12 protein-coding genes are annotated in these 12296 nt (G+C 73.9%); 9 read left to right on the forward strand and 3 right to left on the reverse strand.

Going from position 1 to position 12296, the window contains the following annotated elements; genetic code table 11:
- Positions 1–78: 78 nt before the first annotated feature.
- Complete coding sequence (locus ACLWS4_RS10315; protein WP_416873866.1) at positions 79–1413, reverse strand: NAD(P)/FAD-dependent oxidoreductase; 1335 nt, start codon at positions 1411–1413, stop codon at positions 79–81.
- A gap of 473 nt (positions 1414–1886) precedes the next feature.
- Here ACLWS4_RS10315 and ACLWS4_RS10320 point away from each other — a divergent pair, with 473 nt between their 5' ends.
- The 4 genes from ACLWS4_RS10320 to ACLWS4_RS10335 all read left to right on the forward strand — a co-directional run bounded on the left by ACLWS4_RS10320 (position 1887) and on the right by ACLWS4_RS10335 (position 6510).
- The gene (locus ACLWS4_RS10320; protein ID WP_049654602.1) at positions 1887–3050 is read left to right on the forward strand and encodes a magnesium and cobalt transport protein CorA; all 1164 of its coding nucleotides are present in this window, start codon (positions 1887–1889) and stop codon (positions 3048–3050) included.
- Positions 3051–3454: 404 nt separating this feature from the next.
- Positions 3455–4315: an SDR family NAD(P)-dependent oxidoreductase gene (locus tag ACLWS4_RS10325; RefSeq protein WP_416873867.1), complete on the forward strand. Its 861-nt coding sequence runs from the start codon at positions 3455–3457 to the stop codon at positions 4313–4315.
- 335 nt (positions 4316–4650) lie between these two features.
- Positions 4651–6216, forward strand: a complete 1566-nt coding sequence (locus tag ACLWS4_RS10330; protein WP_416873868.1) for a hypothetical protein — start codon at positions 4651–4653, stop codon at positions 6214–6216.
- A gap of 132 nt (positions 6217–6348) precedes the next feature.
- Positions 6349–6510, forward strand: a complete 162-nt coding sequence (locus ACLWS4_RS10335; protein WP_158077757.1) for a hypothetical protein — start codon at positions 6349–6351, stop codon at positions 6508–6510.
- 19 nt (positions 6511–6529) lie between these two features.
- On the opposite strand, the gene ACLWS4_RS10340 is transcribed toward ACLWS4_RS10335, so the two are convergent.
- Positions 6530–6886, reverse strand: a complete 357-nt coding sequence (locus ACLWS4_RS10340; RefSeq protein WP_380737773.1) for a hypothetical protein — start codon at positions 6884–6886, stop codon at positions 6530–6532.
- A gap of 124 nt (positions 6887–7010) precedes the next feature.
- On the opposite strand from ACLWS4_RS10340, the gene ACLWS4_RS10345 reads away from it, so the two are divergent.
- The 4 genes from ACLWS4_RS10345 (at position 7011) to ACLWS4_RS10360 (ending at position 9882) form a co-directional block, all read left to right on the forward strand.
- Entirely contained in the window at positions 7011–7607 is a 597-nt protein-coding gene (locus ACLWS4_RS10345) for a helix-turn-helix domain-containing protein (protein WP_049654612.1), read from the forward strand.
- A gap of 62 nt (positions 7608–7669) precedes the next feature.
- Positions 7670–8683: a signal peptidase I gene (gene lepB / locus ACLWS4_RS10350; RefSeq protein ID WP_082345913.1), complete on the forward strand. Its 1014-nt coding sequence runs from the start codon at positions 7670–7672 to the stop codon at positions 8681–8683.
- A gap of 222 nt (positions 8684–8905) precedes the next feature.
- On the forward strand, positions 8906–9127 hold the full coding sequence (locus tag ACLWS4_RS10355) for a hypothetical protein (RefSeq protein ID WP_074004817.1): 222 nt from the start codon (positions 8906–8908) through the stop codon (positions 9125–9127).
- A 95-nt stretch (positions 9128–9222) separates the two neighbouring features.
- Positions 9223–9882 carry a double zinc ribbon domain-containing protein gene (locus ACLWS4_RS10360; RefSeq protein WP_049654596.1) on the forward strand — a complete coding sequence of 220 codons (660 nt, stop codon included), beginning with the start codon at positions 9223–9225 and terminating at the stop codon, positions 9880–9882.
- 96 nt (positions 9883–9978) lie between these two features.
- Here the strand turns inward: ACLWS4_RS10360 and ACLWS4_RS10365 are convergent, their stop codons facing one another.
- Positions 9979–11664 (reverse strand): LCP family protein, encoded by a 1686-nt coding sequence (locus ACLWS4_RS10365; RefSeq protein WP_416873869.1) that lies wholly within the window; start codon positions 11662–11664, stop codon positions 9979–9981.
- Positions 11665–11912: 248 nt separating this feature from the next.
- Here ACLWS4_RS10365 and ACLWS4_RS10370 point away from each other — a divergent pair, with 248 nt between their 5' ends.
- Positions 11913–12296, forward strand: coding sequence for a hypothetical protein (locus tag ACLWS4_RS10370; protein ID WP_380737765.1), 384 nt, complete (start codon positions 11913–11915; stop codon positions 12294–12296).

Here is a 12296-nt window from a genome sequence, read left to right on the forward strand (position 1 = left end):
CTCACGCCCGGAGCGCCGCGCCGGCGCCGCGCCCCCCAAGCCCGGAGCGCCGCGCCGGCCCCTCGTTCCCGTGCCCCCTCAGGCCCGCAGGACCGCCGCGAGCACCGACGGCCGGAACAGCAGCGACGGCGGCTCCACCAGCGACATCACCTCGTGGAACGCCGCGGTGACCGCCGGGTCCCGGGTGCTGGCGGCCAGCACCTTGTCGAAGAACCGGTGTTGGAGCCCGACCAGGGCCCCGGAGGGCGCGCCGGCGGTGGCGCGGAAGCGGGCGTCCTCGGCGCAGGAGATCATCCACGGCACCGCGGAGGCCGCGGCGACGGCGCGCCGCGCGGCCCGGGCCGCGGCGTGCCCGATGCCGCCGTGCCGCTTCGCGGAGCGGCGCAGCTCCCGGGCGCAGAACAGGGCGACGGTGACGCCCTGCCCGTACACCGGGTTGAAGGTGCTCGCGGCGTCGCCGACCACCACCAGCCCGTCCGGGCCGCCGCGCTCGTAGTGCCGGCGCACGCCCGGGCCGGGGAGGAACCCCCGGACCTCGCCCGCCGGTTCGGCGCCCTGCAGCACCTCGTGCAGGAGGGGGTCGCGCAGCTGCCCCAGGTGCTCGGCGAACCCCTCCGGGCCGGCCGCCGGTTCGGCGCCGCGCATCCCGGCGAGGCTGACGATCCAGCGGTCGCCCTCGACCGGCAGCAGGACGCCCATCCGCTGCGCGTCCGGGGCCTTGGTCTGGAGGTAGACCGCCTGGTCGCCGAGGTCGGACCCGGCCGGGCGGTGGAAGATCCGGGAGGCGTACGCGACGCCCGCGTCCACCCGCTCTTCGGGCACCGGCGGGCAGCCCAGTTCGGCCAGCCACTTCGGCACCGAGGTCGAGCGCCCGGCCGCGTCCACCACCAACTCGGCCGGTATCTCCCGGACCTCGCCGCGCTCCGGGCCGCGCTCGCGGACCTTCACCCCGGTCACCGCCGTCGCCGAGCCGAGCAGCCCGACCACGTCCGTCCCCTCCAGGAACTCGATCGCGGGGTGGGCGCGGACCCGGTCCAGCACGAACGCGTCGAGCAGCGGCCGGGTGCAGGAGAGGAAGGCCATCTGCGCCGGGTACTCGGCCAGCCACCCCGCGGAGCACAGCCACCTGACGTCCGAGGCGGCCACCCGCTGCGCGCCCGCGTCCATCAGCTGCTGCTTGATGCCGGGCATCATCTCGTCCAGCAGCCGGTGCCCGGCCTCCAGCATCAGGTGGGCGTGCCGGCCCTGCGGCACCCCGGCCCGGAACTCCGTCCCCGCCGGGTACCGGTCGCGCTCCACCACGACGATCCGCTCGGCGATCCCGCGCAGCGCCCAGGCGGCCGCCAGCCCCGCGAGTCCGCCGCCGACCACCACCGCAGTACCCCGCCCCGGGGCCTTCTTCGAAGAAGTCATGACACGTAGCGTAGTGGCGTGGTCGCCGATTCGTGACGGCTTCGCTGTGGACGAACAACCCCGCCCGGTGCGGCCGTTGAGAGGGCGCGGGAGCGGCGCCGGGCGCTCCGTGGAACACCGGTGCGGGCGGTGGACGCGTGCCCAGCCCGGGGCCCTGGTCGGAGGCCGGGGCGTACGGGTACTAGACTTGGCGGGGTTGTGCTGGCGCCCCTCCCGGTGCGTGAGCGCGCGGAGCCGAGGAGGTGAGAGCCGTGGAGTGCAGTAGTACGGGTCGAAGTCGGCCCCGCCCCCGGTTGTCCCGCACCACTCGCAGCCCCCGGCACACCTCCTCCCGTACGGCTCCCGCGCGGCACTGACCTCGTCCTCCCGGCGAGGCGCCGCCGGTCGCGCCGTGCGCGTGGCGGCCGGCCGGGCGCCTCCGGTCCGCCGTGTTCCCGTACGGCGGCCGGGCATCCCCCGTGGAGGTCTCCGCCATGTCCGACTGGCGTGTGCGCGCCGTGCGCGCGAGCAAGCGTCCGTTCTCCCGTTCCGTCGTCCGGCCCTCGGACACCCAGCCGGCGCCCGAGCACTCGATGGACCCGCGCCCCGACCAGCCCGTCGAACCGGTGACGCTGGAGCGTTCCGTCGTGGACGCGGCGGTCTACCGCGACGGCCGCCGGATAGACGCGCCCACCGACCTCGCCGACATCTACCGCACGCTGCCCGACCGGCCCGGCACGATGGCCTGGATCGGCCTGTTCCGTCCGGCCGAGGCGCAGCTGCTGGAGGCCGCCGACCGGTTCGACCTGCACGAGCTGGCCGTCGAGGACGCCATCGTCGCCCACCAGCGGCCGAAGCTGGAGCGCTACGGCGACACCCTGTTCGTCGTGCTGCGCGCCGCCCGCTACCTGGACGAGGCGGAGGAGGTCGACTTCGGCGAGATCCACCTCTTCGTCGGCCCCGACTTCGTGCTCACCGTCCGGCACTCCCAGGCCCCGGACCTGTCGGCGGTGCGCCGCCGTCTGGAGGACGACCCGGAGCTGCTGGCGCTCGGCCCCGAGGCGGTGCTGTACGCGGTGCTGGACGCCGTGGTGGACGGCTACGCGCCGGTGATCGCCGGCCTCCAGCACGACATCGACGAGATCGAGACCGAGGTGTTCGGGGGCGACCCGCAGGTCTCCCGCCGCATCTACGAGCTGTCCCGCGAGGTGATCGAGTTCCAGCGGGCCACCCGCCCGCTGCTGGAGATCATGAAGAGCCTGGAGGCGGGCTTCGGCAAGTACGGCACCGACGAGGAGCTCCAGCGCTACCTGCGCGACGTCGCCGACCATGCCACCTACGCCGCCGAGAGGGTGGACGGCTTCCGGCAGATGCTCCAGAACATCCTGACCGTCAACGCGACGCTGGTCTCGCAGCGGCAGAACGAGGAGATGAAGCAGCTCGCCGAGGCGGGGCACGTCCAGAACGACGAGATCAAGAAGATCTCCTCCTGGGCGGCCATCCTCTTCGCGCCGACCCTGATCGGCACGGTGTACGGGATGAACTTCGAGACGATGCCGGAGCTCCAGTGGGCCTTCGGCTACCCGTTCGCGATCGGGCTGATGGCACTGGTGTGCACCGGGCTGTACCTGGTGTTCAAGAAGCGGAACTGGCTGTAGGCCGGAGCTCCGGACCTCCGCGGGGGTGGCCGCGTCAGGGATTCGTCAGGGCGTCGGCGCGGCGCTTGCCCGGGTGGGGGAGCGTCGGTTGGATGAGGAGCATGAACCGCCCGGTACGCCATCACGACCGTCCGCCGCATAGGCGGCCGACGGTCCGCGCTGCCGTGGCCGTCATCGCCGTGCGCTGATCCGCGCCTCCCCGCCGGAGGGCACGGTGCGCGCCGTACCCCGTCCCGGCGCCGTCGCGGCGCGGGCGGGGGCGGGCGCGCGCGGGCCTCGTCCGGGGGGCCGTCGCGATCCGTAGAAGGCGCTCGGCGTTCCTCTTCTCCTCATTCCATCGGGCCAGTTGAGCCCGCACCCCGGTCCGGTCAGGGCCGGCGGTGCCACGCACCCTGGGAACGGTCATGTCCGACTCCGTCCTGTCCATCTCCGCCGTGTCCGAAATGTCCGGCACCGTGCTGTCCGGCCGCACCGCCCTGGTCACCGGGGCCTCCTCCGGGATCGGCTGGGAGACCGCCCGGCTGCTCGCCGGGCTGGGCGCCACCGTGCTGGTGCACGCCAGGACCGCCGCCGAGGCCGAGGCGGCCGTCGGGCGCCTGGTCGCCGCGGGCGCCCGGCGGGACCAACTCCTCGAACTGGCAGCCGACTTCACCCACCTCGCGGAGATCGCCGTGCTGGCCGGCACGGTCGTCAAGCACTACCCGGCGCTGGACCTGCTGGTGAACAACGCCGCGGCGATGGCACCCGAGCGCTGCACCCTCACCGAGGACGGCAACGAGGTCTCGCTCCAGGTCAACTTCCTGGCCGCGCACCTGCTGGCGCGGCTGCTGCGGGCGCCGCTCTCGGCGGCCGGCGACGCCCGGATCGTCAACGTCTCCTCCTCGCTGCACCGCACCGCCTCGATGAACTGGTCGGACCCGCACCGGACGAAGCGGTACTCGCGGGTCGCCGCGTACGCGCAGTCGCAGCTCGCGCTCACCATGGCGACCGCCGAGATGGCTCCGGCCGGTTCCGGCATCACCGCCGTCAGCCTCAACCCGGGTCAGTGCACCACCGCGCTGCTGCCGCTGTACGGGCGTACGGGAGCGCCGGCCGCGGAGGGGGCGGCGGCCGTGGTCCGGCTCTGCCTGCCGGGTGTCGCGGTCGCCAACGGCGCCTACTACGACGGCGGTTCGGTCGCGCAGACGGCGCTGGTCGCCCAGGAGGAGCGTTCGTTGAAGCGGCTGGCCCGGCTCGCCGACCAGCTGGTCGGCCGGGCGGCCTGAGCCGGGCCGACCCGACGACCACGAGGAGGACCGCCATGTCCGAGCGCGCCCGCAAGAAGAGGGCCCGTCGGAAGAAGACGGCGAACCGCGGCGGCAGGGCCGGCCAGGGCTGAGCCGCCCGGCCCTCGCCGGAGGGTGACGGCTGCCGGGCACCGGAGGGCGCGCCAAGAGCGCGTCAAGAACGGTGCCCGGCGGCGTCAAGGAGCCGTCAGGGAGCACCTCGTCGCCGGTGACGCGGCACTAGCGTCGCGCGGCGGAAGTGGAGAAACGGTTCTGTGCTTTGGTTCCGGCCGGGGCGTCGGCAGACCGTGCGACGGGGGAAGGGACGGGTGGTCATGACGACCTCCATGGAGCACCGGGCGAGCGCCCCGCGGGAGGACGACCCTGCCGGGGAGGGCCGCGCCGGGGAAGGCCGGGGCCGGGAGGAACGGGCCGAGGAGGGCCGAGCCGGGAAGGCGCCGGGCGCCCCGACCCGCCTGGGCCGGGCCGTCCGCAGGACGGGCAGCCGGTCCTACTGGACCACCCCGCGCCTGGTCCGCGGCCTCACCGCACTGAGCCTGGCCGCCCTGCTCGCCCTGGGCGCCACCGCCACCGCCGTGCTCGGCGGAGCCCGCGACGGCACCGACACCATCGGCCACCGGGCCGCCCCGCAGGCCACCCGCGCCGCCGACCTCTACTTCGCGCTCAGCGACATGGACGCCCAGGCCGCCAACCTGCTGCTGGTCGGCGCCGACCCCGACTACACCGCGCTGCGCCGGCAGACCCTGGACGCCTACGAGCAGCGCCGCGCCCAGGCCGACGACGACCTCCAGCAGGCCGCCCAGGCCGCCGCCGACGATCCGGCCGGGCAGCGCGCCGTCCAGCTGGTGCTCGGCCGACTGGGCGGCTACGAGGCCCTGGTGGCCCAGGCCCGGCTGCTGGAGGAGCAGGCCAAGGCACCGGCCGGACAGCCCTCCCCGGCCGCCCTGGACACCTACCGGCAGGCCACCGACCTGCTGCGCCGACAGCTGCTGCCCGCCGCCGACCAGGTCACCGCCGCCAACGAGGCCACCGTCGAGCAGGTGTACTCCGGGCAGCGCCGGGCGCTCGGCGGCGGCTGGTGGTGGCTGCTCGCCGTCGGCCTGCTCGCGCTGGCCGCGCTGCTGGGCCTCCAGCGCGCCCTCGCCGTGCGCTACCGGCGGGTCCTCAGCCCGGCGTTGGCCGCCGTCACCGTGCTGACCGGCGTGGCGCTGGTGACCGCGCTCGCCCTGGCGGGCCGTGCGGACGACCGCCTGGTGACGGCGAAGAGCAACGCCTACGACTCGGTGATCGCGCTCAGCCGGGCCCGCGCCGTGGCGTACGACATGAACGCCGACGAGAGCCGCTACCTCACCGACCCGAGCCGCGCCGCCGCCTACGAGCAGGGCTTCCTCGACAAGGCGCAGGCGATCGTCCGCCTCGACGGGGCGGCACTGCCGGACTACGGCGCCCGGCTGGCCGACGCCGCCGCCCGGCACCGCGCGGACCGTACGGTGGTCCCCTTCGGCGGCTACCTGGGGAGCGAGCTGCACAACATCACCTTCGCGGGCGAGCAGGACGCCGCGGAGCGGGTGCTGGACGCCTTCCAGCAGTACCAGCGGACCGACCGCGGGATCCGCGAGCTGCGCGACGCCGGGAGGCTGAAGGAGGCGGTCACGCTCAACACCGGGCTGTCGAAGGGCCAGTCCGACTACGACTTCGGGCAGTTGAGCACCGGGATCGGGGACGCCATCGCGATCAACGCGGGTGCGATGGACCGGGCGGTCGCCGCGACCGACGACGACCTCGACGGCACCACGGCGGCGCTGGCCGGCGGGGCGCTGGTGCTGGCGCTCGGCCTCACCGCGTTCGGGGTGCGGGCCAGGCTGCGCGAGTACCGGTAGCGGGCCGCGCTTCCCGCCCCCGTTGCTCACCGTTGCTCACTGCTCGGTGACAACTCGGCCTCGGTCCAAGGACGTTCGGTGCCGCCGCGGGGCCGGCGGGGGAGTCTCCCCGGCGACGGGGAGGAGGCCCGGATGCGGGCGATCGCGGGGATGATGACGGCGGCCGTGGCGGCCGGGCTGCTGTTGGGCGGGGCGGTGGGCCTGGTGCTGTTCGTCGTCACGGACTGGTCCGAGCCGATCGTGCGGTCGCTGTACGAGCAGGGGCCGTTCTTCTGGTTCCTCGGCACGCCGTAGCTGTTCGGACCCGTAGACCTCAGCCGGGCAGCAGCCGCTGGTACTCGGCCTCCGGGTCCAGTTGGCGCCGGTACTCGACGTGCAGCCGGACGGTGCCGTCCGCTCCGGCCAGGCGGTCGAGCGGGCCCTGCCAGGCCGGCAGCGGTCGGGGCCGCGGCCACTGCTGGGCGAGGACGGCCAGCGGGGTGCCGTCGGCGGCGCGCACCACCCAGGTGGCGAGGCCGCCGCCGATCAGCGGGAGCCGGGGCCGGGGGAGCCCGAGGGCGGTGAGCGCCGCCGGGGCGTCCAGGCCGTCGGGGAGCGTGACGGTCCCGGCGTGCGGGGCGTCGGCGTCGTCGCCGGCCGCGACGCTGTCCCGGGTGAGGTGGATGCGCATGACGCGAGGATAGGCGTCGGGGCCGTGGACGCGCCCCGGGGGCGTGACCCGCAGGGGTGGCGGAGCGGTCCTCACCCGTGTGCCGGATTGACAAGGGTCCTTGCCGTACCGGCAAATGGCAGGCATGGCCGACGAAGAGTTCGAGAACGTCCTCACCACGGTGGGCCCGCGGCTGCGGGCGCTGCGCAGGGAGCGCGGCACCACGCTCGCCAAACTGGCGGCCGCCACCGGCATTTCGCTCAGCACGCTGTCCCGGCTGGAGTCCGGGCAGCGCAAGCCGACGCTGGAGCTGCTGCTGCCGCTGGCCCGGGAGTACCGGGTGCCGCTGGACGAACTGGTCGGCGCCCCGGCCACCGGAGACCCGCGGATCCACCCGCGCCCGGTGACCAGGAACGGCCAGACCATCGTCCCGCTCACCCGCCACCTGGGAGGCCTGCACGCCTACAAGCACATCGTGCCGCCCGGCCGGAACGCCGGGCCGGACCTGGAGCTGAAGGTCCACGAGGGGTACGAGTGGCTGTACGTGCTGTCCGGTCGGCTGCGGCTGGTGCTCGGCACCCACGACCTGGTGCTGGCGGCCGGTGAGGCCGCCGAGTTCGACACCCGCACCCCGCACGCCTTCGGCAACGCGGGCCCGCAGCCGGTGGAGTTCCTCAGCCTGTTCGGTCCGCAGGGCGAGCGCATCCACGTCAGGGCGCGCCCGGGAACCTCTGTTCGGTAGGTTCGTTCCTGACAGGGGGTCTTCCTACCGGCTCCCGCCAGGCCGTCGGAGGGGCCGAGGAAATGACTGTGCAGCAGAGCGCGGAGTCCGGCGAGAGCGGCGGAGCCGCGGAGCGCGAGGGGGCCGGGGACGGCCGGGCGGGGGCGGAGGCGGGTACGGGCACCGCGGTGGCGGAGGGGGCGGACGCGGTGAACGCGGGCGCCGACGCTCCCGGGAAGGCCGACGAGGAGGCCGAGCGCCCCCGGAAGAAGCGCCCGTTCTGGCAGGAGCTGCCGATCCTGCTGGTGATCGCGCTGCTGCTCTCGCTCGGCATCAAGACCTTCTTCGTGCAGGCCTTCTCCATTCCCTCCGGCTCGATGGAGCAGACCCTCGCGATCGGCGACCGGGTGCTGGTCGACAAGTTCACCCCGTGGTTCGGCGCCAAGCCCGAGCGCGGCGAGGTGGTGGTGTTCCGCGATCCGGGCGGCTGGCTGGAGGGCACGCCGGCGAGCTCCGGCGACTCCGTCATGGGCAGTGTCCAGAAGGTGCTCAGCACCGTCGGCCTGATGCCCTCGGCGGACGAGAAGGACCTGATCAAGCGGGTGATCGCGGTCGGCGGGGACACCGTCGACTGCGAGGCGGGCGCGCCGCTGAGGGTGAACGGCGTCGCGCTGGACGAGCCGTACCTGTTCCCCGGTGCGACGCCCTGCGACAACGACCCGGTGGGCACCGTCACCGTGCCCAAGGGCAAGCTCTGGGTGATGGGCGACCACCGCAACAACTCGCGGGACTCCCGCTGGCACCACAACGAGACCGGCGACGGCTTCGTGCCGGTGGACAACGTGGTCGGCCGGGCCTTCGTGGTCGCCTGGCCGCTGTCCGACTGGTCCACCCTGCCCGTCCCGGACACCTTCGACAAGGTGCCGGCCGGGGCGGCGGGCGCGGCCGGCGCGCCGTTCGAGGCGCCGCCGGCGCCGGAGGCCGCCGCGCTGGCCGGGATCGTGCCGCTGGCCCTGTGGCAGCGGCGGCGGTCGGCGCGCAGGTCGTCGGCGCGCACGCCGTCGGTGCAGGAGCCCTCGATGCGGAAGGACCGCTGAGGTCGGCTCGCCCCGGTACCCCGACCCGGCCGGTCCTCCGGCCGGGTCGATCGTCTTCGACGGAACTCCTCCCGCTGACCTCTACACGCCTGTAGAGTTCAGGAGGTGAGCTGCACCCCGGCCGTCGGCCGCCCCCGAGCGGGGCGTCCGGCGGCCGGGTCCGGGTCGGGAGACGGAGCCGTGATGGAGAGTCAGTGCAGTCCCGTGGGCGCCGGAGGTCCGGTGGGAACGGAACCGGCGGACCGGGACGTCCAGTGGGTCTACCAGCCGGTCGAGGTGGACCTCGGGGGCGGTGCCTGGGCGCTCGGCCGGATCAGCGGGTGGTGGCAGGACGCGGCCGGGCAGCGCTGGTGCCGGCTGCGGATCGGCCGCAGCGGGCAGCCCGCGCGCTGGCAGCCGTTCGATCCGGCACGGGTACTGCTGCTGCCGGTCACCGGGCTCTGATCGGGGACGGTCGAACGTTGTTGGCGGAACCGTTCGATGGGCCCTATCGTCCCTGGGAGCGACCGCTGACAGGCCATTGAGCGACCGGGGACGACGTGAGTTCGGAGATCTACTTCAGCAGCAACTACCGCGACATGTGCGAGCAGCACGGCACCGGCGCGGGCTTCCAGTTCGAGTTCTACTGCTATCGCTGCTCGGACACCTGGCGTTCGACGTTCGAACCGTTCCGGACCGGCCAGATGGCCGGCTGGATAGGCAAGGGCGTCAGTGCGGCCTGGAACCTGATCGGCGGCAACGCCAACACCATCAGCAACGCCGCCGACGGGCTGGCCGGGCAGACCTGGGGCACCTCGCGGGACGCCGCGTTCCAGCGGGCCATCACCAACGCCCAGTCCCACTTCAACCGTTGCGCCCGGTGCACCCAGTACACCTGCGGGCGCTGCTTCGACCCGGCCCAGGGCCTGTGCCACAACTGCGCCCCGGACACCGCGGCCGAGGCGGTGGCGGCGCAGCACCGCGGTCTCAACGACGCGGTCACCGAGCGCGCGTTCAAGGCCGGGCAGCAGTCCGGGGCCGGGTACGACGTCAGCACGCCGCGGCAGCTGGTCTGCCCGCAGTGCCACACCGAGACCCACGGTACGCCGTTCTGCCCGGGCTGCGGCTTCCGGCTGGCGCAGCCCGTCCAGTGCACGGGCTGCCGCCAGGACGTCCCGGACGGCGCCGCGTTCTGTCCGTCCTGCGGGACGAGGCGCTGACACCCCTCGGACGTACGACGGCGGGGCGTCTCCGGAGCGATGATCCGGGGGCGCCCCGCCGTCGTACGGGGGGACCGCTGTGCGAGCGGGCCGGGCTCAGCCGTACGAGAGGTTGGCGCAGGGGTCGTCGTCGGCCGAGCGGGCGGCGCCGCTGATGCTGGTGGGCAGCGGGGCCGGCGCGGTGGCGGCGCCACCGGAGGCCGGCGTGGCCGGGCCCGCCGGGTTGGCGGCGGCGAAGTCGTGGCCGAGGACGACGCTGACGCCCCGGCCGCCGGGCTGCACGGTCGCACCGGGGAAGAGCTTGGCGACCGACTCGGCGGCGGTGCGCTCGCCGGTGCCGTACTCGACGACGGTGGTGCTGCGCGGCTTGCCGACCGCGTTGCCGACGCCGGTGACGGTGTAGCCGGCGCCCTTGACGGTCTCCGCGGCCCGGCCGCCGAGCCCGGTCTCGCCGGTGCTGTTGAGTACGGAGACCTTCACCTCGGCGGCCTTGGCGTCCGGGGCGGCCGTCGGGGCCGGAGCGGCCGCGGGGGTGGTGGCGGGATCCGCGGCGGGGGAGGCGGAGCCGGCTTCGGCCGGGGCGCTCGCGTCCTGGCCGTCGATGGTGCGGTCGGCCTTGAGCGCGGCCCAGAGCTGGTCCACGTCCGGGTGGACCAGGGCGACCCGCGGGCCCTCGTAACGCCACGGCACGGTCAGGAACTTGATGTCGTGCAGGTCCACGTCCTTGAGTTCCATGGCGAAGGAGAGCAGCTTGGCGGCGGAGCCGAGGCCGGGGTCGACGGTCAGCGACTTCGTGGCCGCGTCGGCGAGCGGCAGCAGCGTGGTCGGGTCCATGCCGTGGGACTTCACCTCCTTGATGAGGGAGGAGAGGAAGGCCTGCTGGCGCTTGGTGCGGCCGATGTCGGAGCCGTCGCCGATGCCGTGCCGCACCCGGACGTAGTCCAGCGCGCTCTGGCCCTCGACCTTCTGCTTGCCCTTGGCGAAGAGCAGCTTCCCCTTGTGGCCGAGGTTGGGGTTGAGGTCCCCCTCGTGGATGTCGTTCGGCAGGCAGACCTCGACGCCGCCGACCGCCTTGGTCATCGACGCGAAGCCGTTGAAGTCCACCACGATGGTGTGGTCGACGCGCAGGTTGGTGAGCTTCTCGACGGCGTTCTGGGTGCAGGCCGGGTTGCCCTGGTCGCTGTCGCCGACCGAGAAGGCGCTGTTGAACATCACATTGGTCTGTTCCTTGGTCCACTTGCCGTTGGGGAGCTTGCACGGCGGGATGGTGACCAGGGAGTCGCGGGGGATGGAGATGCCGACGGCGTGCTTGTGGTCGGCGTAGACGTGCAGCAGGATCGCGGTGTCCGAGCGGGCGCCGCCGTCCCCGCCGCCGCCCAGGTCGCTGTTGCCGTTGCCGCGGCTGTCCGAGCCGATCATCAGCACGTTGACCGGAGTGCGGCCCTGGGAGTCCGGGGCCGCGGCCTCCGGGCGGTCCTTGCTGAGGGCGTCGCCGTCGAAGGTGCTGATGTTGCTGTTGAGCCGGTAGTAGAGGGCGGCGCCGCCGAGGACGGCGAGGGCGGTGCAGCCGGCGGTCGCCCAGAGCACCTTCTCCTTGGTGCCGCGCTTGGGCTTCTTCTTCGCCCGGCCCGCCGCACGGCCCTCCGCCGGGCCCTCCGCTATGTCCGAGCTGTCCGGGTTCTGACCGGTTCCGGTCCGGTCGGCCCTCCGGCCGGTGCTCCGGCGCCCGCCCGCCCGGTGCGGCGAATTCTCGGCTCCGGGGGAACCCTTGCGGCCAGACACGTCGTCATCCTCCACAGTTGCCACGCGCCCCCCGTCGAAGCGGCGGGTTCGCGTGGCCGGGGGCCGGAGCCGATCCGGGCAGGGCCCGTCGCTAAACTTTTACACCGCTGTAGAACTTCAGTGGAGCATACTAGGCGCGGATGGGAAAACCAGCTGGTCAGACCATGAGAAATTGGTCAGATCGGCGGGGTCCGCGCTGCTCCGGAACCGCTTTGAGGAGCACGATGACTAGTCGGATCATACGTTCGATGGCTGGCGCCCTGGTGGCCCTGCTGGCCGCCACCGGCCTCACCGCCGTGGCGTCGGGCGCGGCGGCGGTGGCCGCACCCCGAACCGTCGCGGCCGCCGCCGCGAACCCGGGGGCGGCCGTGGGGGCCTCCACCGCGGACGCCGGTACGGAGGTCCGTACCGGGGCGAGCGCCGCCTCCGGTGCCTCCGTCACCACGGTCGCCTCCGGTGCCTCCACCGCCGAGGCCGCGAACCTCGCCAAGGAGGAGAAGAAGAAGTCGGGCTTCTTCGCCAAGCTGGGCAAGTTCCTGCTGGTCGTGGTGATCCTGATCATCCTGTTCGTGGTGCTGCTGATCGTCGGGATCGTCTACGCGGCCAAGCGGATCTTCAGCCGCCGCAAGTAG

Source organism: Kitasatospora sp. SC0581 (assembly GCF_048159585.1).
Lineage (GTDB): Bacteria > Actinomycetota > Actinomycetes > Streptomycetales > Streptomycetaceae > Kitasatospora.

Excerpts from the sequence above, each read along its gene's own strand:
- ACLWS4_RS10315 (WP_416873866.1), bottom strand. The coding sequence starts at position 1,413 with ATGACTTCTTCGAAGAAGGCCCCGGGGCGGGGTACTGCGGTGGTGGTC.
- ACLWS4_RS10320 (WP_049654602.1), top strand. The coding sequence starts at position 1,887 with ATGTCCGACTGGCGTGTGCGCGCCGTGCGCGCGAGCAAGCGTCCGTTC.
- ACLWS4_RS10325 (WP_416873867.1), top strand. The coding sequence starts at position 3,455 with ATGTCCGACTCCGTCCTGTCCATCTCCGCCGTGTCCGAAATGTCCGGC.
- ACLWS4_RS10330 (WP_416873868.1), top strand. The coding sequence starts at position 4,651 with ATGACGACCTCCATGGAGCACCGGGCGAGCGCCCCGCGGGAGGACGAC.
- ACLWS4_RS10335 (WP_158077757.1), top strand. The coding sequence starts at position 6,349 with ATGCGGGCGATCGCGGGGATGATGACGGCGGCCGTGGCGGCCGGGCTG.
- ACLWS4_RS10340 (WP_380737773.1), bottom strand. The coding sequence starts at position 6,886 with ATGCGCATCCACCTCACCCGGGACAGCGTCGCGGCCGGCGACGACGCC.
- ACLWS4_RS10345 (WP_049654612.1), top strand. The coding sequence starts at position 7,011 with ATGGCCGACGAAGAGTTCGAGAACGTCCTCACCACGGTGGGCCCGCGG.
- lepB (WP_082345913.1), top strand. The coding sequence starts at position 7,670 with ATGACTGTGCAGCAGAGCGCGGAGTCCGGCGAGAGCGGCGGAGCCGCG.
- ACLWS4_RS10370 (WP_380737765.1), top strand. The coding sequence starts at position 11,913 with ATGGCTGGCGCCCTGGTGGCCCTGCTGGCCGCCACCGGCCTCACCGCC.